This is a genomic window from Nocardioides sp. NPDC023903, from assembly GCF_040639295.1.
Classification (GTDB): Bacteria; Actinomycetota; Actinomycetes; order Propionibacteriales; family Nocardioidaceae; genus Nocardioides.
This window is the reverse complement of record NZ_JBEZZS010000013.1, coordinates 70240-94949: the sequence shown is the minus strand read 5'-3', so window position 1 is coordinate 94949 and position 24710 is coordinate 70240. Positions and strand designations below refer to the sequence as shown.

Here is a 24710-nt window from a genome sequence, read left to right as displayed (position 1 = left end):
TGAGAAGGTGACGCTATGACACAGCGCACCCTGGCCGGCCTTGTCGCCCTGCCGCTCGTGGTTGCCCTGATCGTGATCGCCTGGGTCGTTCCGCTGCCTTTCACGATCTACAGCCCCGGGCCGACGGTGAACGTCCTGGGCGAGTTCGACGGCAAGGACATCGTTCAGGTCGAGGGTCACAAGAGCTACCGCGACAAGGGGCAGCTGCGGATGACCACGGTCTCCGAGACCACCCGCGAGGCCCGGCTCGGGCTCTGGACCCTGCTCGGCGCCTGGATGAGCGACACCGAGGCCGTCTACCCGCGCGAGGTCGCCTACCCCGACCAGGGCACCGTCGAGGACGACCGTGAGGCCGGGCAGGTGCAGATGGCCAGCGCCCAGGACGCCGCGATCGCCGCCGCGTTCACCAGGCTCGGTGAGGACGTCGACGAGGTGTCGGTCGCCGAGGTGACCAAGGACGCGCCGGCCGCCGGCAAGCTGAAGGCCGACGACGTGGTCACCAAGGTCGGCGACAAGCCGGTCGACACCCCCGAAGAGGTCGTCGCCGAGGTGCAGAAGGTCGAGCCCGGTGACACGGTCGAGCTGACCATCGAGCGCAAGGGCAAGACGCTCACCCAGACCATCAAGACCGGCGAGAAGGACGGCAAGGCCTTCATCGGCGTCTCGCTGGGAGCGACCTACGAGTTCCCCTACGACGTCAAGATCACCCTCGACCCGGCCATCGGCGGACCGAGTGCCGGGCTGATGATGGCGCTCTCGGTCTACGACACCCTCACCGAGGGGCCGCTGACCGGCGAGAAGAAGATCGCCGGCACCGGCACCATCGACGGTGACGGCAACGTCGGCCCGATCGGCGGGATCCAGCAGAAGATCCCGGGCGCGGCCTCCGACGGAGCCGAGCTCTTCCTGGTGCCCGCCGGCAACTGCCAAGACGTCGAGGGTGCCGAGAACGGTGACATGCGCCTGACCCGTGTGGAGACTCTCGACGACGCCATCAAGGCGATCGAAACCTGGACCGAGGACCCGAATGCCAAGCTGCCGACCTGTGGGAGCACGAAGTGAACGACACCCCTGAGCCCACGCCCGAGCTCAGCCGCGGTCTCGACCTGGAGACCGACCCCGCCCTGGCCACAGCGGTCCTCGAGATCGAGGCCCACGTCGCCGGCGAAGGCTGGGACGGACCGGCGAGGCTCTTCGCGCTCGTCGACACCGCCGCGCTGGTCCAGGCCGAGCCCGCGCTCGCCGCGATGATGGGCCTCGACGCTCCCGATCAGGACGGGTCGCTGACCCCGATCGAGCAGGACCAGGTGCCGGTGACGACCCAGCTGGAGGAGGTCCTCCAGACGACCGCCTGGCCCGCAGGGGTCACCGGCTGCGCAGCGGTCGTCGAGCGCCTGGTGCTGCCACCCGACGCCGACGGCAAGATCCCCGATGACGCCGAGGCGGCCGCGGAGTTCGCCAAGGCGCACCCCGACCGGCAAGAGGTACGCATCGTGGCCGGCGCGACACGTGCTGGTGCGACGTACTGTGCTCTGCGGTTGAAGGCGCACGACGACGACCAGTCGGTCATCGGTGGCGTCGACCTGGTCCCCGAGCTCCTCGAACTGTTGCGTGTCACTCTTGAGGAGACCCCCGACAGCGAGAGTGAAGAATGAGCCTGTTCGACGACGACGATCCGGCACAGGCGCCGGCGCGCACACAGAGCACCGGCCGCAACCGATGGCTGGCGATCTCGGCCGTCTCGGTCATCGTGCTCTTCTTCGGCATCAGTGCCTTCGCGGCGATCTACACCGACGCGCTGTGGTACGACGCGATCGACTTCAGCAGCGTCTTCGGCACGGTCTTCTGGACGCGTACGGCACTCTTCGTCATCTTCGGCGTGCTGATGGCGATCATGATCGGGCTGCCCGCGGCGCTGGCCTATCGCACGCGTCCCTACTTCCACCCCGCTGACGACATCGGTGGCCTCGACCGCTACCGCGACGCGATCGCCCCGATCCGCACCTGGCTCTTGGTCGGCGTCGCTGGTGTATCGGGGATCTTCGCCGGCTTCTCGGGCGCCGGCCAGTGGCGTACGTATCTGATGTGGCGCCACGGGCGCGACTTCGACAAGACCGATAAGTTCTTCGGCAAGGACATCGGCTTCTACGTCTTCGACCTGCCGTGGTGGCACTACCTGGTCAACTTCGCGCTGACCGGGCTGATCCTCGGCACCATCGGCGCGATGATCGTGCACTACGTCTACGGCGGCATCCGGCTCACCGCGCAGCGTGACCGGTTCACCCGCTCGGCGCAGATCCAGCTCAGCGCCATGATCGGCCTGATCCTGCTGGTCAAGGGGCTCGACTACTGGGTCGACCGCTACGACCTGGTCAACGGCTCCGGGCCCCGCCTGGACGGGATGACGTACACCGACGAGCATGCGGTGCTCCCGGCCAACCAGATCCTGCTCGGCATCGCGGTGATCTGTGGCGTGCTGTTCATCCTCAACATGTGGCGGCGCAGCTGGCAGCTGCCCTCGATCGCGATCTCGCTGTTCGCGATCTCGGTGCTGCTGATCGGGATGATCTGGCCCGCGGTCGTGCAGGGCTTCCAGGTGCGGCCGAGCGAGCAGGACAAGGAGAAGCCCTACCTGGCGGCCAACATCAAGGCCACCCAGGACGCCTACGGGATCGCCAAGGACGACCTCGAGGTGACCGAATACACCTCGCAGGCCGAGGCCGATGGCGCCTCGCCCGAGCAACTCGACGAGACCGCGTCCTCGCTGCCGATCGTCGACCCCGCGGTCGTCCACCGTGAGTTCGAGCAGGTCCAGCAGGGTCGCTCCTACTACTCGGTGCACGAGCCGCTGGACATCTCCACCTACGAGGTCGGCGGCAAGGAGCGGGCGGTCGTGCTCGGCGTACGCGAGCTCAACCAGGCCGGCATCTCCGACTCCGACCGCACCTGGACCAACCTGCACACGGTCTACACCCACTCCAACGGCGTGATCGCCTCCTACGCCAACATGCGCGGCGCCGACGACAAGTCGGAGTCGAACCAGATGCAGTGGGCCGAGGGTGACCGCACCGGGCAGCACGATCTGACCTCGGGCCAGGGCAAGTTCCAGGACAAGGTCTACTTCGGCGAGGACTCGCCGGAGTACTCGATCGTCGGCAAGGCAGGCAAGGGCAACCCGGTCGAGCTCGACTACAACTCCGAGGACGGCGAGACCAGGACGACGTACGAGGGTGCCGGCGGTGTCCCGATCGGGTCCAACTTCCGGCAGCTGATGTACGCCATTCAGTTCGGCTCCACCAACTTCCTGCTCTCCTCGCGGGTCAACGAGAACTCCGAGATCCTCTACGACCGCTCCCCGAAGGAGCGGGTGCAGAAGGTCGCGCCGTGGCTGACTCTCGACGACGACGTCTACCCGGTCGTCGTCGGCGGGCGGATCCAGTGGGTGGTCGACGGCTACACGACCACCGACCGCTACCCGCAGGCCGCGCGTGACTCGTTCGCCTCGATGACCGACGACGCCACTCAGACCTCGGCCGGCGTGCAGACGCTGCCGACTGACGAGATCAACTACATGCGCAACGCGGTGAAGGCGACCGTGGATGCGTACGACGGCACGGTCACCCTCTACGAGTGGGACGAGTCGGACCCGATCCTGCAGACGTGGGAGGCGGCCTTCCCCGGCACCGTGATGCCGAAGTCGTCGGTCCCGAAGGAGCTGATGGAGCACCTTCGCTATCCCGAGGACCTCTACAAGGTGCAGCGCTACCAGCTGGCGCGCTACCACGTCTCCGACCCGGACGTCTTCTTCTCCGGCAACGAGCGCTGGGCGGTGCCCGAGGACCCGAACGACGACAACCACCAGCAGACGCCCTACCGGATGTTCCTCGACGGCGGCTCGGGCACCGCGCGGTGGTCGCTGACGTCGGCCTTCGTGCCGTACAACCGTCCGAACCTGGCGGCGATGATGTCGGTCGACTCGGACGCGACCTCGGAGGACTACGGGAAGATCCGGATCACCACCGGCTTCCCCGACGACACCCAGGGTCCGGGCATGGTCTCCAACGAGTTCCGTACGGACAAGGCGATCGCCGACGAGGTCGCCTCGTTCAACCGCTCGGGCTCGGCGCCGGTGTGGGGCCAGGTCATCACCTATCCGACGGCGAAGAACGGCATCCTGTACGTCGAGCCGATCTACGCCCGCCGGGCGACCGCCTCGACCTCGGGCTATGCCCAGCTGGCCTTCGTGCTGGTCTCCTACGACGGACGGGTCGGCTACGGCTCGACGCTGAGCGACGCCCTCGAGGTCGCGCTCACCGGTGCTCCACCCTCGCCGCCGACGGCCTCCGATCCCGACGAGGAACCGGCCGAGACCACCCCGCCTCCCTCCGGTGACTCACCGGGCGAGGTCGGCCAGCTCCTCGAGGACGCGCGTGCCCTGTTCGCCCAGGCCGACGAGGCCGGCAAGTCCGGCGACTACGCCGAGCGCGAGCGCCTCATCGCCGAGGCTCAGGACAAGGTCGACCAGGCCGCCGACCTCATCTCGGGAGGCTGAGGACACCTCCGATTAGGGGTTCGTTTCCCCTCGCGTGTAATGTTCTTCTTGCGACGCGGGGTGGAGCAGCTCGGTAGCTCGCTGGGCTCATAACCCAGAGGTCACAGGTTCAAATCCTGTCCCCGCTACTCCAAGACGAAGGCCCGGACCGAGAGGTCCGGGCCTTCGTGGTTTTCTGGGCTAGGTGGTTCGGCCCGCTACGAGCGGAACGGGCCGCTGATTTCGTAGGTGATGCCGCCGCTGGACGAGCCGCTCGTGCCTCGCTGGGAGGAGAAGTACATGCGGTTGCCGGCCGGGTTGAACGCCACGCCGCACAGCTCTGACGAGCTCTGCCCGGTGACCCGGAGGAACGGCGCCACGACGTCGTCGGGGGTGATGATGCAGATCTCCATGTTGCCGCCGTCCTCGGCGACGTACAGGTCTCCTGCCCCGGCGCCGGTGATGTTGTCGACGCCGGTGAGCGGCGGGTTGCTGGTCAGGTTGTCGTCGTAGACCACGTCGAGGGTGTTGGCGGCGGCGTTGTAGGCCCACACCTTGTTGTCGCCCTTGGTGGTGAAGTAGCAGATGTCATTGCGGTAGTAGGCGCCTTCACCGCCGTTGAACAGCTTCATGTTCGACACCTGGTCGCGCGTGGGCGTGGGCGAGCCGTCCGGGTCGGGGACATCGGCCCAGGTGAGGTTCGTGGTGAGCACCTGCAGCTTCCCGGCGGACAGGTCTCCCCAGGTGGTTGGGACGAAGCGGTAGAAGCCGCCGTCGCTCTTGTCCTCGGTCTGGTAGACGACCTTGCGGACCGGGTCGCAGGCTGCGGCCTCGTGCGTGAACCGGCCCATCGCGGCACGACGGACGGCAGGCTTGACGCCCCACGGGTCGGTCTCCCAGCTGTAGCCCGTGTCGTGCTCCTCGCAGGAGATCCAGGTGTTCCACGGCGTCGGTCCGCCCGCGCAGTTCCGGGTGGTGTTGCCGAGGATGCGGTAGGCGCTGGTGATGTTGGCGTTGCTGTCGAACTTGAGTGCGCTGACGCCGCCGGCGCCGCTGCTCATCTCCGAGTTCGAGACGTAGATCCAGCCGGTTCCGTCGGCGAAGCAGACGCCGCCGTCCGGGGCGCTGTGCCAGGTGTATCCGGTGCTCGCGACGGTCCTCGTCGAGCGGGCGACCACCCGGCTGGTGAACCCTGCCGGCAGCATGATGCCGTTGGCGTCGGCGCCCAGGAGAGCGCCATAAGGGCTCGGTCCGGTCTTGGCTGGGTAGGCGATGGCGGGACGAGTGACGCTGAACCCGAAGGCGACGGTTCCGGCGCCCACAACGGCGGCACGTAGGAAGTTGCGACGATCCATGGTGGAGTCCTTCTGGAGTCTCGGCAGATGGAAATGTGCCCGACATACGCTAGAGATCCGGGCCCTGGCCGAGGCGTCTTCAGGACGAACAATGCTCAACGCACAAGCGCCGACCGTGGCGGAGGACAACGGCCCGATTTCGGAGGACGATGGGGCCATGAGCGTGGACGTGCTGGTGGAGACGGTGATTCGGCGATCGCCGGCCGAGGTGTCCGCGTACGCCGGAGATCCGACCAACGCGCCGACCTGGTACGCCAACATCCGCTCGGTCGAGTGGCGTACGGAGCCACCGGTGCGGGTCGGGTCGCGGATGGACTTCGTGGCCCAGTTCCTGGGACGCAGGCTGGCCTACACCTACGAGGTGGTCGAGTGGGTGCCGGGTGAGCGGCTCGTGATGCGTACGGCCGACGGACCGTTCCCGATGGAGACGACCTACACGTGGGAGTCGGCGGGGGAGGGCGGCACCCGGATGACGTTGCGCAACCGCGGCAACCCGTCCGGTTTCTCTCGGGTCGCTGCGCCGGTGATGGAGCGGGCGATGCGGCGAGCGACGACCAAGGACCTGGCCAAGCTCAAGCAGATCCTCGAGTCCTGACGAGGCTCGTGCTCACGCGAGGGCAGCGAGGATCTCATCGGCGGTGCGTCGGCCCGAGCGGACGGCTCCTTCCATGTAGCCGCTCCATTCGGTGGCGTACTCCGCGCCGGCCCAGTGGATCCGTCCGATGGGCTCGCGCAGGATCGGTCCGTAGTTCGTCCAGACCCCTGGCCCGAAGCCGGCGCCGTAGCAGCCGCGGGTGAACTCCTCGGCGCTCCAGTCCTTCTCGACGTACGAGAGCGGTGTGGCTGCCTCGCTTCCGAAGTAGCGCACGAAGCAGTCGATGACGCTGCTGCGGCGCTCGTTGTCGGGAAGACGCTGCCAGCTGCGGGCCTCGCCCGCCTCGACGAAGCCGATCAGGATGCCCACCTCCCCGCCCGGAGGGGAGACGTCGAAGGTGACCTTGACCGGGCCGAGGTCGGACAACGCCTGGCCGTTGAGTCCCTGCTCTCGCCAGAACGGTTTCGGGTACGCCGCGAAGCACTTCACGACCGTTCCGGCCGGCACGCGCTGGGTGAGCTGATCGCGGCCGGGCGGAAGGATCGGGTCGTAGTCGAGTCGTCCGGCGAGGGTCGGAGGCAGAGTGACGAGGACGTGTCGCGCCGTGTGCGACGCACCGTCGCGGGTGATGGCGGTGGCACCCCCGTCGGTCTGGACGATGCGGGCCACCGGCGCCTCGAACCGTACGTCCTGGCCTTCGGCGAGGCGCTGTGAGACCAGCACCGATCCACCGACGACGCGCTCCTTCTGGGCGCCTTGGTCGGTGGAGGCGAGCGTCTCCAGATCGCCGTTGCTGATCGTGTAGAAGAGCGTGTGCAGCAGGGATAGGTCGGCGGAGTCGGCCGAGTAGAGCGCCTCCGCCAGCACGCGGAAGTAGGAACGCCCGATCGCTGTCCTCAGGTTGCGACGGATCCACGACTCGAATGTCTGTCCATCCAGCAGTGCGGCCTTCGGATGGGCCCACGGACGCTCGACGTCGACGCTGCGAGCGAGCCTTTCGTAGCGGACCAGGCCCTGGGTGAGGTCGGCCAGGACGATCGGGTTGAACTTGGGTGTCGCGCCCTTCTGCGGACCGAGCCGGGACTGCTTGCCGCCGAGGTCGAGGAGCAGCTCGCCCGCGTCGTTCCAGGTGGGGAACGTCTTCAGACCCAGCTCGTCGACGAGCCGGTACATCTCGGTGTGCCCCTCGCCGATCCAGGTGCCACCGAGCTCGATCGGATGCCCTTCGAGGACTGCGCCCTCGGTGCGACCGCCGACCCGGTCCCTGGCCTCCAGCACCACCACGGACCTGCCAGCACCGGTGAGCCTGTCGGCCGCGCTCAGGCCGGCCAGACCGGCTCCCACCACGACCACGTCGACATCGGGCATCGCGGGAACCTCCGTTCGCGTCGTACGGCTGAAATCAACGTACGACGTTCTCGGTGCGGCTGCGGCAGGATCGTTGCGCCTGACGATCTTTGCCGACATTTGGTGACAGGGTTTGGCCATGAGCGAGGACGCGGTCGAAGAGGAGACGACGAGGCTGCGCGCCCTCGGAATACGTGTTCGGCAGGGGGCTCGGGACCTGCTCCCGACCACGTCGCTGACGCTGCGCGGGGGAGAGGTCGCGGTGGCTGTCGGCCCGCCCGGAGGTGGGCACACGTCGTTGGCTCTGACGCTCGCCGGACGGCTCCGGCTGGACGCGGGCAGGGCGGAGTTGGACGGGGACGCGTCGCCTCGGGTCCTGCAGGCGGCGGTGGCGCTGGTCGACGTGCCAGGGGTCTCCGAGCCGGACGAGGTGGTGCCGTTCCGCACGATCCTCGGTGAGGAGCTCGCCATGGCGAAGCAGAAGCCGAGCGCTGCGGCCATCGACGGCTGGCTGGGGGAGTACGACCTCGCGACCAGCATCACCACGGAGGCGGTCCCGCCGGTGCCGCGCCTGGAGATCCTCGCCCGGATGGCGCTGCTGCGGCCGGGCACCCGCTTCCTCATCCTCACCTATCCCGAGCGCCTCGGCCTGCCGGTCGCACAATGGCTCGACATCGCCAACGACCTCGCCGGCTCCGAGAGCCGGCCCGGCGTCTTGGTCACCGCGAGTCGTGCGGTCGCGATCCCCGCCGGCGTGCGTACGTTCACCATCGGTCCGACGGAGGAAGCATGAATTCGCTGCGTATCGCCCTGACCGAGCTGCGCCGGATCACGGCCGGACGGCTGGCGAAGCTCGTCATCGTGGCGCTCGTCCTCGTCCCCACGCTCTACGCCGGGCTCTACCTCTACGCCAACCACGATCCGTACGCTCACTTCGATGAGCTCCCGGCGGCGCTCATCGTCGAGGACACCGGGGCCACGACGACCGACGGCACGAAGATCGACGCCGGGCGCGATGTCGCCGACAAGCTCCTGAAGTCGGGCGACTTCGACTGGTCGGAGGTCTCCGCGGCCACGGCGGAGAAGGACATCCGGGAGGGCGACTACTACTTCGCCCTGCGGATCCCGGAGGGGTTCTCCCGGACGCTGACCGGCGCGGAGCGGCTCGACCCGAAGCAGGCGCAGATCCAGGTCATCACCAACGACGCCAACTCCTATCTGTCCACCACGATCGCGACCAACGTCACCGACAAGGTCCGCGATGCCATCGCCAGCGAGGTCTCCGAGCAGGCCGCGGCCAACTTCCTGCTCGGCATCTCCGACCTCCGCTCAGGTCTGGTGAAGGCCGCCGACGGCGCCGCGAAGCTGGAGAAGGGCGCGAGCACTCTGCGCGACGGAGCCGGGAAGCTGGCCACCGGAGCCGGCGACCTCGAGAACGGCCTGAACACCATCGAGGGCAAGGTCACCGACCTGCCCACCAAGACGCGCGAGCTCGCCACCGGCGCCCGCAAGGTCGCCGACGCGAACGGCGAGATCGCCGCCACTGGGCAGCGGGCCGCGACTGCCGTCGACGACGCCGTCGCCGCCTACGACTCCAACCGGGACGACCTCGACGCCCGGCTCCAGGCCCAGGGGCTGGACGAACAGCAGCGAGCCGAGATCCTGGCCATCTACGACCGCGGCTCCGCCCCGCTCGACCGCGTCGACCAGCGCGTCGGCGACGTCTCCGGCCAGCTCGACCAGCTCGCCACCGGGGCGGATCAGGTCGCCGACGGCAACGAGCAGCTGGCTTCCGCGATGCCCGATCTCGTCGCCGGGATCTCCCAGGCTGCGGACGGTGCCGGCGAGCTCAGCACCGGAGCGACCAAGCTGCGCGACGGTGCCGCCCAGCTCGCCACCGGCGCCGGCGACCTGGAGAAGGGGCTGCGGGACGGCGCCGCGCAGGCACCGGCCACCAACGTGGAGCTGCGCGACCGGATCGCCTCGACGATCGCCGACCCGGTCGCCATCGACTCGGTCTCCGAGGCGAAGGCGTCCTCGTACGGCGCCGGCTTGGCGCCCTTCTTCCTGGCCCTGGGCGCGTGGATCGGCGGGTACGTACTCTTCCTGCTCGTCCGGCCGATCTCGACCCGCGCACTGGCCGCGAACCAGACCCCGCTGCGGGTGGCTCTCGGGGGCTGGCTCACTCCTGCGCTCATCGGCGTCGCGCAGATGGTCGTCGTGCTCGTGGTCGTCGGTCTCGCCGTCGACATCACCCCGGTGAACTGGCTCGGCACGTTGGGATTCCTGCTGCTCACCTCCGCGACCTTCATCGCGATCGTGCACATGCTCAACGCGCTCCTCGGTGCACCCGGCCAATTCCTCGGCCTGGTCCTGATGGTCGTCCAGCTCGTCACCGCCGGCGGAACGTTCCCCTGGCAGACCATCCCCGAGCCGCTGCACTGGCTCCACCACGTACTGCCGATGAGCTACGCCGTCGACGGGCTACGCCAGCTGATGTACGGCGGGCTCTCGGGACGGGTCGTTGCCGACGCCCTCGTACTGGCCGCCTTCCTCATCGGCGCACTGCTGCTGACCAGCTACGGCGCCCGCCGGCAGCGGGTCTGGACGCCCAAGCGGGTGCGTCCGGAGATCGCCATCTGACCGTCAGCGCCCATCGATCACCGGTGCTTCCCGAGCTCCGGTGATCACTTCTGCCCACAGACAGCATACAGTTGACAACAGACAAATGATGTCTGATGATTCACGGACTCCATGAAAGAGTTAAGGGGCCGACGATCTATGCACATCACGGGCTATCGCACGCTGACGACAGTGCACGACTGGGGACGTCCCATCGGCGACGTCAACGGCGTCGTCGGGTCGGGCAAGACGGCGGTCCCGATCGTCGTTCTCACCACCGACTCGGGACTGGAGGGCATCGGCCTGGGCCATCACCAGGGCCTCGACGTCGTCTTCCCGGCCCTGGAGGGCGAGGACCCGCTTGCCGTGCAGGCGCTCTACGACCGGATGCTGTCGTGGGTCTTCAAGTCCGGGCACGCTGGCGCCGTGTTCGGTGCGATCGGCGCACTCGACATGGCGCTGTGGGACCTCAAGGCCAAGGCGGCCGGCCAGCCGTTGTGGCGCCTGCTCGGCGGGCGCGACCGGGTCGTGCCGGCGTACGCCTCCGGCCTGGACGGGCCGCTGACCGACGAGGAGCTGGCCGCGCTCCAGGACCGGTTCGCCGACCGTGGCTTCACGGCCGTCAAGATCAAGGGCGGCCTGGACGTCGAAGCCGACCTGCGGCGCCTCCACCTCGTGAGCGACGTCTTCCATGACCGGACGGGCGCCGCGCCCGCGCTGATGCTCGACGCCAACGAGTCCTGGTCGCGCAAGGAGGCGGTACGCCACATCGGCCGTCTCGAGGAGTCGGTCGACCTCGCCTGGGTCGAGGAGCCGGTGCGCCGGTGGGACGTCGACGGCCTGACTCGCGTCTCCCAGTCGGTGCGTGCGGCCGTCGCGACCGGGGAGAACCTCACCGGACTCGAGCAGTTCCGGCCATTGCTGCAGGCCAACGCGGTCGACGTCGTGCAGACCGGCAGCGTCTGGGGGATCAGTCACTTTCTGCGCGTGTCCGCCCTGGCGCTGGCTTTCGACCTGCCGGTGAGCCCGGTGGGCTACAACGCCAATCCGATCGCCCACGCGGCAACGGTCGTTCCCAATCACCTCTCGCTGGAGGTGCAGGACCTGCACCTGCCCTTCGGCATCGAGTCCGACCAGGAGATCGAGGACGGGCACCTGGTGCTCGGCGACCTTCCCGGTCTCGGCCTGGTCGTCGACGAGGCGGCGATCGAGCGCATGAACGAGGCCGCCGACTGGGGACGCCACATCGGTCCCCACGTACGCCCGGAGCGGGCCGGTCGCCGGCTCGTGCGCAAGCCGTCCCTCCACCCGCGCTCCCAAGGCCCCTCGGCACGCTGACTCGCTCCACCCCCACGAAAGGACCAGGCAGATGACGTCCCCGACCATGCAGACCCGCGGTTGTGCCGTGGTGACCGGAGCGGGTGGCTCGCTCGGCCGCGCGAGCGCCGTACGCCTCGGGCAGGAGGGCTTCTCGCTCGCCCTGCTCGACCTGCCGGGTGACGCACTGACCACCACAGCCGCCGAGGTCGAGGCAGCCGGAGCCCGGCAGGCCACCCTGCCCGTGGACGTCCGTGACGCAGGTGCCCTGGTCGCCGCCCTGGAGGAGGCGGAGCGCGAGCTGGGCCCCCTCGAGGTGCTGCTCAACAACGCCGCGATCTATCCGGCCACGCCGTTCCTCGACATCCCGGTCAGCGAGTACGACGACGTGGTCGCGGTCAACCAGCGGGCCTACTTCGTCGCCGCCCAAGCGGCGGCCCGACTGATGGCGCCGCGGCGGAGCGGCTCGATCGTCAACATCGGCTCGATCACCTTCTCCGGTGGCTGGGACAAGCTCGCCAGCTATGTCTCGACCAAGGGAGCCGCGGTGGCGCTGACCCGTGCGCTCGCGCGCGAGCTCGGCCCGCAGGGCATCCGCGTGAACGCGGTCGCCCCCGGCGCCTTCCCGACCAAGGCCGAGGAGATCCACGAGGATCCCGAGGCCTACACGGCCCACGTGCTGGACCACCAGTCTCTCAAACGGCGCGGCCGGCCCGCCGAGCTGGCGGCCGTGGTCGCCTTCCTGGTCGGGCCCGACGCGTCCTTCATGACCGGGCAGACCCTGAACGTCGACGGCGGATGGAACATGCAATGAGCGAACCCGACAACAAGCTCGACATCTTCGGACACCGACTCACGCCGCGGCAGCTGCGCGAGCGCACCGGCGACACCGAGTCCGTCGCGGGAGTGCGACAGGTCGTCCTCGACAACGGCTCCGAGCGCGGCGTACGCGCGGTGCAGCTGCGCACCTCGGCCGGGCTCGAGTTCGAGGTGCTGGTCGATCGGGCGCTCGACCTCGGCGCGGCCAGGCTGCGGGGCGTTCCCTTCGGGTGGCGAAGCGGCAACGGCTTCCGCCATCCGGGCCTGCACGAGCACCACGACGAGGGCGGCCTGTCCTGGCTGCGCGCTCTCGACGGCCTGCTGGTCTCCGGCGGGCTCGACCACACCCTCTTCGGCGGTGACGTCGACGCGACGGCGTACAACTATCCGCCCAAGCAGACGGTCAACCACGGCCTGCACGGCCGGCTCACCGCGATCCCCGGCCGCCTGCTCGAGGCCGGGGAGGTGTGGGACGGCGACCGTTGCGTCCTGCGGGTGCGGGGCGAGGTCGTCCAGGCGACGTCCTTCGGTGAGCATCTGCGCCTGACCCGCACGATCGAGCTGGACTTCGACGGGCTCGAGATCCGCCTCCACGACGTCGTCGACAACCTCGGCTTCGACCCGACGCCGCACATGTTCCTCTACCACCTCAACTTCGGCTGGCCCCTGGTCGACGCGGGCACCGAGTTCGTGGCAGCGATCAGCGAGACACCGTGGTGCTCCGACTCGGTCGCTGAGCAGGGCGTCTCCTACCGCACCCTCCCCGAGCCGCAGCCGCGGTTCGTCGAGCAGGTCCACGAACACACCCTCGTGGCCGAGGGCGACGGCCGGCACCGGGTCGCACTGCTCCGCAGCGACGAGACCCTCGGCGTGGAGGTGTCCTGGGACTCCGCGACGATGCCGCACTTCTTCGAGTGGCAGAACCTCCGAAGCGGCCAGTACGCCATCGGGCTGGAGCCGTCGACGCATGCGGTCGCCGGCGACGCCGCCGCCCGTGCGGACGGGTCGATGACCTGGCTCGAGCACGGCGACTCGCGCACCTACTCCACGACGATCCGCGTTCTCGACGGCGCGGAGGACGTCCGGGCGTCCCGCGCCGCGATCCGCGCACTCGGCGACCAGCCCGACTGACCCGCCCACCCATCCAGGCAAGGAAGACCCGAACCGATGACCACCACACCCCGCATCCTCGAGGGATACCGCGTCCTCGACTGCTCGATCGCCATGGCCGGCCCGTTCGCCGCTCAGCGGCTGGGTGACCTGGGCGCCGACGTCGTCAAGGTCGAGCCGGTCACCGGCGAGTGGCAGCGCCACGCCGCGGCCGGCGGCGCGCAGGGCAACCAGATCAACGTCTCCTTCCTCTCTCTGAACCGCAACAAGCGCTCGCTGGCCGTCGACCTCAAGGCCGATGCCGGCAAGCAGGTGCTGCTGCGGATGGTCGAGACGGCCGACGTGTTCCTCCAGAACTACCGACCAGGCGTGGCCGAACGGCTCGGCGTCGACTACGCGACGCTCTCGGCGATCAACCCCCGCCTGGTCTACGTCTCGATGTCCGGCTACGGCGAGGACGGCCCCGACGTCGACCAGCCCGGGCAGGACCTGCTGCTGCAGGCCCGCAGCGGCGCGATGCTCTCGACCGGCCGACACGGCGAGCCTCCGCAGCCGGCGGGGCAGTACCTCGTCGACGCGGTCACCGCGTCCACCGCGTTCGAGGCTGTGCTGGCCGCGCTGCTCCACCGCGAGCGTACGGGCGAGGGTCAGCTGGTGAAGGTGAACATGCTGGACGCGATCACCACCCTGCAGATGCAGGAGCTGTCGGTGTTCGTGGCTGGCAAGGTGCCCCAGCAGCGCAGCGCGGAGCCGCACGCGCACGTCTACATCCGTGCGCCCTACGGCACGTTCAAGACGGCCGATGGCTTTCTCGCCCTTGCCATGCCCGACCTGCCGACGCTGGGGAAGGTCATCGACGAGCCCGCGTTCGCCGAGATGAGCTCGGAGGTGCACGGTTGGAGCCACCGGGACGAGGTCCACCGCCGCACCGCGGACCGGCTGGTGCTGCGTACGACGGCCGAGTGGCTCGACGCCCTTGGCACCGCCGGCATCTGGTGCGGCCCGGTCCAGGACTACGCGGCCCTGGTCGAGGACCCGCAGATCAAGCACAACGGGACCTTCGTCGACTACGACCACCCCACCGAGGGCCGGGTCACGACCCCAGGATTCCCGTACGCCTTCTCCCGCACGCCCGCCTCGATCGAGCGGGGCGCTCCGCTGGTCGGGGAGCACACCGGTGAGCTGCTCGCAGAGGCCGGATTCACCGGCGAGGAGATCGCGGCGCTGACCGCCGGCGGCGTGGTCGCCGAGACCCGTCCCGAGCAGCCGGGCTCATGACCCAGCCGACCATTCGCGGCCTGACCTGGGACCACCCGCGCGGCCGCGACGCCCTGGTCGAGGCGGCCGAGGCGAGCGACCTGGACCTGGTCTGGGACGTCCACCCGCTCAGCGGCTTCGAGTCCACCCCGATCGAGGAGATCGCCGCCGACTACGACCTCGTCGTCCTCGACCACCCCCACCTCGGCGACGCCGTCGCACACGGCTGTCTGCAGTCGTTCGACGACCTTGTCGATCACGAGCAGGTCGCGGCGTGGGCGGACGCGTCCGTCGGTCCCAGCCTGGCGTCGTACGTCATGGACGGGCGGCTGTGGGCGGTGCCTCTCGACGCCGCGACGCAGGTCGCCGCGACACGTGCGGACCTCGTGGACGTCGTGCCGCGGCGGTGGGCGGAGGTCGCCGCGCTGTCCCGGCGGGCGCCGGTCGCGCTGTCTGTCGCAGGACCGCACGCGCTCCTGACGTTCTCCTCGGTCTGCGTCGCGCTGGGGGAGGAGCCCGGGGGAGCCGAGCGCTTCGTCTCCGACGAGGTCGGACGGCAGGCGCTCGAGCTGATGGCCGACCTGGCCGTGCGGGCGCCGCGCCACACCCTGGACCTCGACCCGATCGGCCTGCTCGCCGAGATGACCGAGGGCGACACGATCGCCCACGTGCCGCTCGTCTACGGCTACGTCACCTACGCCGACACCACGCTCGACCGTCCGGTGCGCTTCACTGATGCGCCCATGCTGGCACCCGGTACGCGGCCCGGCTCGACCCTCGGCGGAACCGGGCTGGCCATCACGGCACGGTGCGAGGTCACGCCTGAGCTGCTCGACCACGTACGCCACCTCATGTCGGGGCCGGTGCAGGAGGACTTCATCCCGGCACACGCCGGACAGCCGTCCGCACGCTCCGCGTGGACCTCGCCGGCGGTGAACGAGCCAGTGGGTGACTTCTACCGCGGCACCCTGGAGACGGTCGAACGGGCGTGGGTGCGGCCCCGTCATCCGGGCCATGTGACGTTCCAGACCGAGGCCGCCGAGGTCGTACGCGAGGCCCTGGCGGGCTCGATCAGCATCGCCGCCGCCCTGTCTCGGATCGACGACCGCCACCTGGCCACCCTCGGCCGAGCGAACCCGGAAGGCGCTGCCCGATGACCGCACCTGAGTCGACCTGCCCGGAGGTGCTGTTCGAGCAGCGCGGCCATGTCGGCGTGATCACCCTCAACCGGCCTGCCAAGCTCAACGCGGTCACCCAGGAGATGTCCGATGCGCTCGTCGCGCTGGCGCACTGGTGCAACGACGCCGACGAGGTCCGGGTCGTGGTGCTCACCGGTGCCGGGGACCGCGCCTTCTGCGCGGGCTCGGACATCGCCGAGCTCGACAAGTACGCCAGCCCCTGGGCCTTCCGCAATCGGGAGGACTACTGCGACTCGCTCAAGGTGCTGCGGAAGCCGATCATCGCCGCCGTCAACGGGTACGCCCTCGGCGGCGGGCTGGAGACCGCGCTGATCTGTGACATCCGGCTGGCGTCGACCACCGCCAAGCTCGCCGCCGCCGAGGTGAAGCTCGGCTGGATCGGCGGCGGTGGCATGTCGGCGTTGCTGGCCCGCTCGATCGGTCCCAGCAACGCAGCGGTGATGCTGATGACCGGCGATCCGATCGACGCCCAGCAGGCGCTCGCCTGGGGACTGGTCAGCGAGGTGCTCGAGCCCGACGCCCTCCTGCCGCGAGCCCTCGAGCTCGCCGAGACCATCGCGAGCCGCGCGCCCATCGCGGTCGAGACCGCCAAGGCCAACCTCGCCGCCGCCGCCAACATGCCTCTGGAGCAGGCGGTCGCCTACGAGCGCGACATCCAGACCGTGTGCTTCGCGACCGCCGACGCCGCCGAGGGCCGCACGGCGTTCACGGAGAAGCGCGCACCCCGATTCGTCCGAGCCTGACCGGAGGACCACCGATGACCGTCACCACCGACTGGGGGCCCGACCTGGCCGCCACCCTGCCCACCGATGGCGCCGTCCCCACACTCGTGGGGCGCGTCTGGGACCCGGAAGTGCGGGGCCCGAGCGTCGTTGTGGTGCGCGATGGTACGGCGTACGACGTGAGTGGCAGGTTCGCGACGGTGCGCGACCTCTGCGAGGAGACCGATCCCGCCGCCGCGCTGTCCGGTGTGCCCGGCGAGGCGCTGGCCACGCTGGCCGACCTGCTCGCCAACACGCCGCCGGAGTGCCGCGATCCCGCCCGCCCCTGGCTGCTCGCGCCGGTCGATCTGCAGGCGGTCAAGGCCGCCGGGGTGACCTTCGCGGTCTCGATGCTGGAGCGGCTCATCGAGGAGCGCGCTCGGGGTGAGGCCGACGCCGCGGCCGAGGTGCGTGCCGAGATCACCGCGGCGATCGGCGGCGGGCTCCACGAGCTGGTCCCCGGCTCGCCGGAGGCGCAGCGGCTCAAGGAGGTACTGCGCGAGCGCGGCATGTGGAGCCAGTACCTCGAGGTCGGCATCGGACCCGACGCCGAGATCTTCACCAAGGCCCAGCCGCTGTCCGCGGTCGGCACCGCCACCGAGGTCGGGGTGCTGGCCGCGTCGCGCTGGAACAACCCCGAGCCCGAGGTGGCGCTGGTCGTCGCCTCCGACGGCCGGATCGTCGGCGCCACCCTCGGCAACGACGTCAACCTGCGGGACGTCGAGGGCCGCTCGGCGCTCCTGCTGCCCAAGGCGAAGGACAACAACGCCGCCTGTGCCCTCGGCCCGTTCGTACGCCTCTTCGACGACGGCTTCACTCTCGACCACGTGCGCACGATGACGGTCTCGCTCGAGGTGCGGGGCAAGGACGACTTCGAGATGGTGGGCACCTCGTCGATGCGCGCGATCAGCCGCGATCCCGCGGATCTGGTCGCCCAGCTGATCGGACCGCACCACCAGTACCCCGACGGGGCTGTGCTGCTGCTCGGCACCATGTTCGCGCCCTCCGACGACCGGGACGAGCCGGGCATGGGGTTCACGCACCACTCGGGCGACGTCGTCCGGATCTCGGCGCCCGAGCTCGGCACCCTCGTCAACCTGGTCAGGGCGAGCGAGGAGTGCGCGCCGTGGGACTTCGGCGTCGCCGACCTGATGCGCAACCTCGCCGGAAGGAAGCTGCTGTGACCCTCCTGATCTCCCGAAACCCCGCCACCGGCGAGGAGACCCCGGCCGGGCTGCGGGCCACCACCACCGAGGAGGTCGACAGGGTCGTCGCGGAGGCACATCTCGCCATGCCGGCGCTGGCAGCGCTGGGCCGCGAGGGCCGCGCTCGCCTGCTCGAAGCGATGGCCGACCGGCTCGAGGAGAGCCGCGCCCGACTCGTCGAGACCGCGATCTCGGAGACCGGGCTGCCCCGGCCCCGCCTCGCGGGTGAGGTCAGCCGCACCACCTTCCAGCTACGGCTCTTCGCCGAGGCCGTCCGGGAGGGCAGCTTCCTGGAGGCCGCGATCGACCACGCCGGCCAGACACCCCTCGGGCCCGCCCCGGACGTACGCCGCATGCTCGTGCCGCTCGGCCCGGTCGCCGTCTTCGGCGCCAGCAACTTCCCGCTCGCCTTCTCGGTGCCGGGCGGCGACACCGCGTCCGCGGTCGCGGCCGGGTGCCCGGTCGTGGTCAAGGCGCACGAGTCGCACCCGCTGACCTCCCAGCTCGCCTTCGACGCGCTGCGCGCCGCGGTCGAGGACCTCGGGCTGCCGCCCGGGACGGTCGGCCTGGTCCACGGCCGCCAGGCTGGAGCTGACATGGTCGTCCACCCGCTCATCAAGGCGGTCGGCTTCACCGGCTCGCCCGCCGGAGGCCGGACATTGCTCGACCTGGTCAACGCGCGCCCCGAGCCGATCCCGTTCTATGGCGAGCTCGGCAGCCTCAACCCGCTCGTCGTCACCCCTGGTGCCGCGGCGGCCCGCGGGGCGGCCGTCGCCGAGGGTCTCGCCGCGTCGATCACCGGGTCGGCCGGGCAGCTGTGCACCAAGCCGGGACTCGTGTTCGTGCCCGAAGGTGAGGCCGGCGACGAGCTGGTCGAGACGCTGGCCGCGATCCTGGCCGAGTCGGTCGCACAGCCGCTGCTCAACGTCGGCATCGCCGACTCCTACCGCGCGATCCTCGACCGCCTCACTTCGGCGCCCGGCGTCACCGCCGCCGTGACTGCGGAGGAGCAGGGCGAGCCCGCCTGGGCCGTCGCGGGACTTCTCGTGACCGGCTCGGCGGGACTCCGGGAGGTCCTCGAAGAGTGCTTCGGCCCGGCCGCCGTCGTGGTGAGGTACGCCGATGAGGCCGACCTCGTCGCCGCGTTGAGGCAGGTGCCCGGATCGCTCACCGCGTCCCTCCACTCCGAGCCCGAGGAGTCAGCGCTGACCCGACGACTCGTCGAGGTGGTCACCCCGCTCGCCGGTCGCCTGGTCTTCAACGGCTTCCCCACCGGCGTACGTGTCTCGTGGGCGCAGCACCACGGCGGACCGTGGCCGTCCACCAACACCCTGCACACCTCGGTCGGCGTCACCGCCGTGCGCCGGTTCCTGCGCCCGCTCGTATGGCAGGACGCGCCCCAGGAGCTGTTGCCCGAGGAGCTGCGCGACGGACACACCGGCACGCCGCGTCGCATCGACGGCACGTTGCACGCCTGACCCAATCCGAGGCGTCAGCCGCGTCGGTCGAGAGGTCAGTTGCGTTGGCCGAGTCGGCAGCGGTCTGCCAGCTCGGCCGGCGTAGGTGACGCCTCGGCCGACCTGCGTGACGCCTCGGCGCTGCTTGTCTCCGAGTGGGCGGAGCCGTACTATTGCGCAAACGATTGATCGCGCGATGGGGAGTGGCGATGCAACCGGAGGATCTGCCTCTCGCCGGGACCGTCGTCCTGGACTTCAGCCAATTCCTGGCAGGCCCCGTCGCCGCGCTTCGGCTGGCGGACCTGGGTGCGCGGGTGATCAAGATCGAGCGGCCCCACACCGGCGAGATCGGCCGTACGCTCGCATTCGCAGGGCGCTCGGCAGCGGGGGACACGCTCTCGTTCCACGCCATGAACCGCAACAAGGAAGCCGTGGTCGCCGACCTCAAGGACCCGGCTGACCTGGCTCGGGTGAAGGACCTCGTCGCTCGCGCCGACGTCATCATCGAGAACTTTCGGCCCGGGGTCATGGAGCGCATCGGCCTCGACTACGCGAGTGTGCGTGAGCTCAACCCGGCGCTGGTCTACGCGAGCGCCTCGGGCTACGGCGACATCGGCCCTTGGGCGACCCGGCCCGGTCAGGACCTCCTGGCTCAGGCGGTGTCCGGGGTGACCTGGCTCGCCGGTGCGGACCGGCCGATGACGGTCGGGCTCTCCCTCGCCGACCACCTGATGAGCTGCCACCTCGCCGAAGGCGTGACCGCACTGCTCGTGCGCCGGGCCAGGACCGGCCGGGGCGGGCTCGTCGAGACCAGTCTGCTCGAGGGCATGCTGGACCTGCAGGCGACGCTCCTGACTCGCGCCGAGGGCGAATACCTGGCGGGCTCGCCTCGTCCGACGTCCGCCTGGACACCCACCGGGATCTTCGCCACCAAGGACGGCTACGTCGCGCTGGCCGGAGCGCCTCTCGACGAGCTCGCGGCCACGCTGGGCGACGCCGAGCTGGCCCGGCTCGCGGCCACCGGGGCGTGGCAGAAGCACCCGGACCGGGTGAGCGACCTGATCGCCGCCGCTCTGAGCCGTGACACCACGGCCTCCTGGCTGGCCGCGCTGCCTGCCCAGGATGGGCCGCGCGGGTGGTTCGCGCCGGTGCTCACCCTCGAGGAGCTGCTCGCCTCACCGGAGTTTGCCGCACTCGAGATGACCCAGAAGGTCGAACGCTCGGCCCTGGAGCCGGATGGCACACCCGTGACCCTGACGACCACCCGGAGCCCCATCCGCGTCGACGGCGAGATCCTCCGCCATCGACGCGGCGCACCGCGGCTCGGTGAGCACGGCATCCTGCGCGACGGAGCCGACCCGCTCGGAGGCGATCCGCATGGCCGGTGACGGCCAACCGGCCCCTGCCACGCCGGAGCCGCCGGGTCCCAAGCCGCCACTGCCGGGCAGAGCTAGGCTGCGGCCCATGGCCACCCTCGGCGATGTCGCAGCCCTTGCCGGCGTCTCGATCTCCGCTGTCTCACGGGTGCTCAGCGACGCGCCGTCGGCCCGGGTGAGCGAGGCGACCCGCGAACGGATCGTCAAGGCGGCGAGGGACCTGCAGTATCGCCCCAACTTCGCCGGTCGTGCCCTGAAGTCGGCGCGAACCCAGGTGGTCGGTCTGGTGGTGCCCGACCTGACCAACGCCCTGTTCACCGAGCTCATGCACGGCGCCGAGGACGAGGCCGCCGCGAAGGGCTACACCCTGCTGCTCGGCCGCGCCGACGACGTACGTCCCGAAGGCGAGATGATCGCCCGGCTCATCGGCGAGGGTCGCGTGGACGGCATGGTCATCCAGGTGGGCGACGGCGTCGCGCCGGCGGGGATGGGGGAGCTGTTGGCCTCCGGCGCTCCGATCGTGCTGATCAACTCCACCTATCCGGGGCACGCCGGCTCGGTTGCCCTCGACGACCGCACCGGTGCCCGGATCGCCACCCAGCACCTGATCGACCTCGGCCACGAGAGGATCGCCTTCGCCAACGGCCTTCCCCGCTCGTTCACGGCGAAGCGGCGGCGGGTGGGCTACAAGGAGGCCCTCGTCGAGGCAGGGCTACCGGTCCTTCAGGGGTACGAGACCCGGGTCGGCTACACCGCCGACAACGGCCGTACGGCCCTGCGGCGACTGATGGAGCGCGAGCCGAGACCCACTGGGATCGTGGTCGCCAACGTCAACGCCGCCATCGGTCTCCTCGCTGCCGCCCGAGCCGACGGGATCCGTGTCCCCGAGGACCTGTCTGTGGCCACCGTGCACGACTCCTGGACCGCTGAGAACACCTGGCCACCGCTGACCGCGGTCAAGATGCAGTTCTACGACATGGGCCGCGCGGCTGTACGCAGCGTGGTCCGCCGCATCGAGACCGGTGAGATGGCCGACGAGATGATCACCGACCCGGCCCCGGAGCTCATCGTGCGGGAGTCCACGGCGCCACCGCGCCAGGCCTGAGAACCCGGCCGGCGAGCACCCCTGCGGCCGGGCGGTGTGTCTCGCGCGCCCCGAATCGGCGGTCCTTGGGCCTCTCGCCTCCCTGCCCGAAGGAAGATCTACTCAAACGATTGACCAGTCCCAGTGATCTGCTCTAACGTTTGAGCAGTGGCCTGCGTCACATTGCATCCGCTCGGGACACATCGTCGAAGGAGCCATGTCCATGAAGCGAAACCCACTCGGTTCACGTCACCGGGCGGCCTTGGTGGCCGCCGTGACCCTGCTGGCCGCCTCGGTCCTGGGTGCCTGTGGCTCCGGCGGAGGAGATGATGCCGCGGGCGAGAAGACGGACTCCGGTGGTGCGATCACCGTCTGGGTCGACCCGCCGCGAGTGCCTGCGGCGAACGCCTTCAAGAAGGCGTACCCCGACATCGACATCAAGATCAACCAGATCGACGGGACCGTCGGAGGCAAGTCTCTCCAGCAGCAGTTCGCCCAGTTCAACGAGGCAGGACAGGGCTGGCCGGACGCCATCTTCTTCCCCTCCAACGACGACATCGCCTGGGCCTCCGGCGCGCAGATCGACTACACGCTCGACCTGACCGACCACCTGCCCGAGGTGCTCGACGGCTACGAGGGTTCGATCAACGCCGCCTGCGAGATCGACGGCCAGGTCCGGTGCCTGCGCAACGACGCGGCTCCTGACGTGTTCTGGTACAACAAGGCCTTCTTCGACGCCAACGGCTACGCGGCGCCGACCACCTGGGAGGAGTACGGCGACCTGGCCGTACGGATCGCCAAGGAGCACCCCGGCAAGATCAGCGGCTTCACCGGTGACGCGTACGCCCCGGACCGCTATCTGTGGGGGTCGGGCTGCCCGACCAACGACCGACAGTCCGAGACCGTCGTCCACATCGACACCTCCGACGCCAAGTGCACCCGAGCAGTGGACCTGATCGGCACGATGCTGGAGGGCAAGGCGCTCTCGACGGTCGGCATCTTCGACCCGGACGCAGCCAAGGTCGGCAAGGACCTGGTCATGAGCCCAGGCGCCGCATGGTGGGGTGACTACCTCTTCAACCAGACCTGGAAGATCCCGGCCGGTCAGATGACCGCCGTGGAACCCCTGGCCTGGGACGGTGAGAGCGAGCCCTCCACCGGCAACGAAGGCGGGGGCCTCTGGGGCGTCTCGAACCACATCACGGGCAAGCAGCTCGAGAACACGCTGAAGTTCGCCGAGTTCGTCGCCACCGACCCGAGGTGGCAGGTCGAGCTCTCCACCGGCCTGCCGGCGTACGGTCCCGTGCAGGACGCGTGGGCGGAGAAGCAGGCCAAGGCCAACTACTTCGCCGACAACGAGACCACGTTCGAGGCGATGAAGAAGGCCAACGACTACGTCGTCGACGGCCACGCCTACATGCTCTACAACACCGGAGCGGTGTGGACCGAGACCGTCGCCGCCGCCCTTGCCTCAGGCGGCGACGTCGACCAGGCCTGGACGTCCTTCGGGGACGAGCTGGTCAGCCAGGCGAAGGCGATGGGCTACACGGTCGAATAACCCGGCCGCGCACGAGCCCCTTCGGCCCGGAACCACCGGGCCGAAGGGTGCCATCCAGTCACATCGGGGCCTCACGGTGGCCCGGACACATCGGAGGAGCAACATGTCGACCGCCTTGATGGAGGACGTCGCCACCTCGCCGCCCGAGGCGGGCCCGAGGCGCCGTCCCCGACGACGCGTCGCGCGGCCCAGCGAGACGCGTGGCGCCTGGGTGCTGATGGCGCCCTACCTCGTCCTGCTGATGATCGCGGGCATCATCCCCGTCGCGTACGCGATCAAGACATCCCTGGAGAAGGCGCCGACGCCGCTGGACCCCACCGGGGGCTTCGGGGGCGTGGACAGCTTCAGGACCGTCGTCACCGACTACCGGTTCGTCGACACGTTCGTCAACATCTTCGCGACCCTGGTCGTCTGGCTTCCGATCATGACGATCGGCATCGTCGGGTTGGCCTTGCTGGTCCATGCCAGCCCCGGATGGTTCGGGTCGTCGATGCGGTTCATCTACTACATCCCCGGGGCCCTGGCAGGCGTCGCCAACCTCGTGCTCTGGGTCTACCTGCTCAACCCGAGCCAGTCCCCGATCGAGGGGTTCTGGCAGGCGCTGGGCGTCGACACGATCAAGCAGGCGGTTGCCGGACCCGGGAATCTGCCGTTCATCCTGGCCGCGATGATGTTCTTCCAGGGCGTCGGTCAGTGGGTCATCGTGGTCAACGGCGGCCTCAACGGGATCTCCGAGGAGACGCTCGAGGCGGCGCGGCTGGACGGCGCCAACGAGTGGCGGCTGGCCTGGCACGTCAAGCTGCCGATCATCCGGCCGTGGATCGGGTACGCCGTGCTGATGAATCTCGCCTACGGGTTCCAGCTGTTCCTCGAGCCACAGCTTCTCGACCAGGTCGCCAGCAACGCCCTGCAAGATCATTGGACCCCCACTCAGCTGGGGTACGCCTTCGCCTTCAGCAGCTACAACTTCCCCGCAGCCGCCGCGATGTCGCTGATCCTGCTCGTGATCACGCTGGGCATCGGACTGCTGGTCGTCTTCCGAACCGGGCTGTTCGGCGAGGAGGAGCACCGATGAGCGAGCGTCAGCGAGCGAACATTGGATCTCTCATCGGGCCGC

Annotated in this window: 20 protein-coding genes and 1 tRNA gene; 19 read left to right on the top strand and 2 right to left on the bottom strand. The window is 69.7% G+C overall.

Annotated features, from left to right (window positions below):
* Positions 1-15: 15 nt before the first annotated feature.
* From AB0F44_RS15680 to AB0F44_RS15665, 4 genes are all read left to right on the top strand, one after another.
* Positions 16-1062: a PDZ domain-containing protein gene (locus tag AB0F44_RS15680; RefSeq protein ID WP_357356905.1), complete on the top strand. Its 1047-nt coding sequence runs from the start codon at positions 16-18 to the stop codon at positions 1060-1062.
* Positions 1059-1655: a PPA1309 family protein gene (locus tag AB0F44_RS15675; protein ID WP_357356904.1), complete on the top strand. Its 597-nt coding sequence runs from the start codon at positions 1059-1061 to the stop codon at positions 1653-1655. The genes AB0F44_RS15680 and AB0F44_RS15675 overlap by 4 nt, the downstream gene beginning before the upstream one ends.
* Complete coding sequence (locus AB0F44_RS15670) at positions 1652-4552, top strand: UPF0182 family protein (protein ID WP_357356902.1); 2901 nt, start codon at positions 1652-1654, stop codon at positions 4550-4552. Before AB0F44_RS15675 ends, AB0F44_RS15670 begins: the two co-directional genes overlap by 4 nt.
* 54 nt (positions 4553-4606) lie before the next feature.
* A tRNA-Met gene (locus AB0F44_RS15665) sits at positions 4607-4680 on the top strand.
* Positions 4681-4749: 69 nt separating this feature from the next.
* Here AB0F44_RS15665 and AB0F44_RS15660 read toward each other — a convergent pair.
* Positions 4750-5886: an alkaline phosphatase PhoX gene (locus tag AB0F44_RS15660; RefSeq protein WP_357356900.1), complete on the bottom strand. Its 1137-nt coding sequence runs from the start codon at positions 5884-5886 to the stop codon at positions 4750-4752.
* A gap of 157 nt (positions 5887-6043) precedes the next feature.
* Here AB0F44_RS15660 and AB0F44_RS15655 point away from each other — a divergent pair, with 157 nt between their 5' ends.
* On the top strand, positions 6044-6481 hold the full coding sequence (locus tag AB0F44_RS15655) for an SRPBCC family protein (protein WP_357356898.1): 438 nt from the start codon (positions 6044-6046) through the stop codon (positions 6479-6481).
* 12 nt (positions 6482-6493) lie between these two features.
* Here the strand turns inward: AB0F44_RS15655 and AB0F44_RS15650 are convergent, their stop codons facing one another.
* Positions 6494-7849, bottom strand: a complete 1356-nt coding sequence (locus tag AB0F44_RS15650) for a flavin monoamine oxidase family protein (protein WP_357356896.1) — start codon at positions 7847-7849, stop codon at positions 6494-6496.
* A gap of 118 nt (positions 7850-7967) precedes the next feature.
* On the opposite strand from AB0F44_RS15650, the gene AB0F44_RS15645 reads away from it, so the two are divergent.
* The 14 genes from AB0F44_RS15645 to AB0F44_RS15580 all read left to right on the top strand — a co-directional run bounded on the left by AB0F44_RS15645 (position 7968) and on the right by AB0F44_RS15580 (position 24668).
* Positions 7968-8621 (top strand): hypothetical protein, encoded by a 654-nt coding sequence (locus AB0F44_RS15645; RefSeq protein ID WP_357356894.1) that lies wholly within the window; start codon positions 7968-7970, stop codon positions 8619-8621.
* Entirely contained in the window at positions 8618-10471 is a 1854-nt protein-coding gene (locus AB0F44_RS15640; RefSeq protein ID WP_357356892.1) for a YhgE/Pip domain-containing protein, read from the top strand. Before AB0F44_RS15645 ends, AB0F44_RS15640 begins: the two co-directional genes overlap by 4 nt.
* A 138-nt stretch (positions 10472-10609) precedes the next feature.
* Positions 10610-11788 (top strand): mandelate racemase/muconate lactonizing enzyme family protein, encoded by a 1179-nt coding sequence (locus tag AB0F44_RS15635; protein WP_357356890.1) that lies wholly within the window; start codon positions 10610-10612, stop codon positions 11786-11788.
* A gap of 31 nt (positions 11789-11819) precedes the next feature.
* Entirely contained in the window at positions 11820-12581 is a 762-nt protein-coding gene (locus AB0F44_RS15630; protein ID WP_357356888.1) for an SDR family oxidoreductase, read from the top strand.
* The gene (locus AB0F44_RS15625) at positions 12578-13717 is read left to right on the top strand and encodes an aldose 1-epimerase family protein (RefSeq protein WP_357356886.1); all 1140 of its coding nucleotides are present in this window, start codon (positions 12578-12580) and stop codon (positions 13715-13717) included. Before AB0F44_RS15630 ends, AB0F44_RS15625 begins: the two co-directional genes overlap by 4 nt.
* A gap of 36 nt (positions 13718-13753) precedes the next feature.
* Positions 13754-14974 (top strand): CoA transferase, encoded by a 1221-nt coding sequence (locus AB0F44_RS15620; protein WP_357356884.1) that lies wholly within the window; start codon positions 13754-13756, stop codon positions 14972-14974.
* Positions 14971-16110 (top strand): hypothetical protein, encoded by a 1140-nt coding sequence (locus AB0F44_RS15615; RefSeq protein ID WP_357356882.1) that lies wholly within the window; start codon positions 14971-14973, stop codon positions 16108-16110. Before AB0F44_RS15620 ends, AB0F44_RS15615 begins: the two co-directional genes overlap by 4 nt.
* Positions 16107-16895 (top strand): enoyl-CoA hydratase/isomerase family protein, encoded by a 789-nt coding sequence (locus AB0F44_RS15610; protein WP_357356880.1) that lies wholly within the window; start codon positions 16107-16109, stop codon positions 16893-16895. The genes AB0F44_RS15615 and AB0F44_RS15610 overlap by 4 nt, the downstream gene beginning before the upstream one ends.
* Before the next feature lie 14 nt (positions 16896-16909).
* Complete coding sequence (locus tag AB0F44_RS15605; RefSeq protein WP_357356878.1) at positions 16910-18097, top strand: fumarylacetoacetate hydrolase family protein; 1188 nt, start codon at positions 16910-16912, stop codon at positions 18095-18097.
* Entirely contained in the window at positions 18094-19596 is a 1503-nt protein-coding gene (locus tag AB0F44_RS15600; protein WP_357356876.1) for an aldehyde dehydrogenase (NADP(+)), read from the top strand. The genes AB0F44_RS15605 and AB0F44_RS15600 overlap by 4 nt, the downstream gene beginning before the upstream one ends.
* A gap of 188 nt (positions 19597-19784) precedes the next feature.
* Complete coding sequence (locus AB0F44_RS15595) at positions 19785-20963, top strand: CoA transferase (RefSeq protein WP_357356874.1); 1179 nt, start codon at positions 19785-19787, stop codon at positions 20961-20963.
* A 76-nt stretch (positions 20964-21039) separates the two neighbouring features.
* Positions 21040-22056 (top strand): LacI family DNA-binding transcriptional regulator, encoded by a 1017-nt coding sequence (locus AB0F44_RS15590; RefSeq protein ID WP_357356872.1) that lies wholly within the window; start codon positions 21040-21042, stop codon positions 22054-22056.
* A gap of 202 nt (positions 22057-22258) precedes the next feature.
* Positions 22259-23593, top strand: a complete 1335-nt coding sequence (locus AB0F44_RS15585; RefSeq protein ID WP_357356870.1) for an ABC transporter substrate-binding protein — start codon at positions 22259-22261, stop codon at positions 23591-23593.
* Between the two features lie 103 nt (positions 23594-23696).
* Positions 23697-24668 (top strand): sugar ABC transporter permease, encoded by a 972-nt coding sequence (locus AB0F44_RS15580; RefSeq protein WP_357356868.1) that lies wholly within the window; start codon positions 23697-23699, stop codon positions 24666-24668.
* The last annotated feature ends 42 nt before the right edge of the window (positions 24669-24710 follow it).

Excerpts from the sequence above, each read along its gene's own strand:
- AB0F44_RS15680 (WP_357356905.1), top strand. The coding sequence starts at position 16 with ATGACACAGCGCACCCTGGCCGGCCTTGTCGCCCTGCCGCTCGTGGTT.
- AB0F44_RS15670 (WP_357356902.1), top strand. The coding sequence starts at position 1,652 with ATGAGCCTGTTCGACGACGACGATCCGGCACAGGCGCCGGCGCGCACA.
- AB0F44_RS15660 (WP_357356900.1), bottom strand. The coding sequence starts at position 5,886 with ATGGATCGTCGCAACTTCCTACGTGCCGCCGTTGTGGGCGCCGGAACC.
- AB0F44_RS15655 (WP_357356898.1), top strand. The coding sequence starts at position 6,044 with ATGAGCGTGGACGTGCTGGTGGAGACGGTGATTCGGCGATCGCCGGCC.
- AB0F44_RS15650 (WP_357356896.1), bottom strand. The coding sequence starts at position 7,849 with ATGCCCGATGTCGACGTGGTCGTGGTGGGAGCCGGTCTGGCCGGCCTG.
- AB0F44_RS15645 (WP_357356894.1), top strand. The coding sequence starts at position 7,968 with ATGAGCGAGGACGCGGTCGAAGAGGAGACGACGAGGCTGCGCGCCCTC.
- AB0F44_RS15640 (WP_357356892.1), top strand. The coding sequence starts at position 8,618 with ATGAATTCGCTGCGTATCGCCCTGACCGAGCTGCGCCGGATCACGGCC.
- AB0F44_RS15635 (WP_357356890.1), top strand. The coding sequence starts at position 10,610 with ATGCACATCACGGGCTATCGCACGCTGACGACAGTGCACGACTGGGGA.
- AB0F44_RS15630 (WP_357356888.1), top strand. The coding sequence starts at position 11,820 with ATGACGTCCCCGACCATGCAGACCCGCGGTTGTGCCGTGGTGACCGGA.
- AB0F44_RS15625 (WP_357356886.1), top strand. The coding sequence starts at position 12,578 with ATGAGCGAACCCGACAACAAGCTCGACATCTTCGGACACCGACTCACG.
- AB0F44_RS15620 (WP_357356884.1), top strand. The coding sequence starts at position 13,754 with ATGACCACCACACCCCGCATCCTCGAGGGATACCGCGTCCTCGACTGC.
- AB0F44_RS15615 (WP_357356882.1), top strand. The coding sequence starts at position 14,971 with ATGACCCAGCCGACCATTCGCGGCCTGACCTGGGACCACCCGCGCGGC.
- AB0F44_RS15610 (WP_357356880.1), top strand. The coding sequence starts at position 16,107 with ATGACCGCACCTGAGTCGACCTGCCCGGAGGTGCTGTTCGAGCAGCGC.
- AB0F44_RS15605 (WP_357356878.1), top strand. The coding sequence starts at position 16,910 with ATGACCGTCACCACCGACTGGGGGCCCGACCTGGCCGCCACCCTGCCC.
- AB0F44_RS15595 (WP_357356874.1), top strand. The coding sequence starts at position 19,785 with ATGCAACCGGAGGATCTGCCTCTCGCCGGGACCGTCGTCCTGGACTTC.
- AB0F44_RS15590 (WP_357356872.1), top strand. The coding sequence starts at position 21,040 with ATGGCCACCCTCGGCGATGTCGCAGCCCTTGCCGGCGTCTCGATCTCC.
- AB0F44_RS15585 (WP_357356870.1), top strand. The coding sequence starts at position 22,259 with ATGAAGCGAAACCCACTCGGTTCACGTCACCGGGCGGCCTTGGTGGCC.
- AB0F44_RS15580 (WP_357356868.1), top strand. The coding sequence starts at position 23,697 with ATGTCGACCGCCTTGATGGAGGACGTCGCCACCTCGCCGCCCGAGGCG.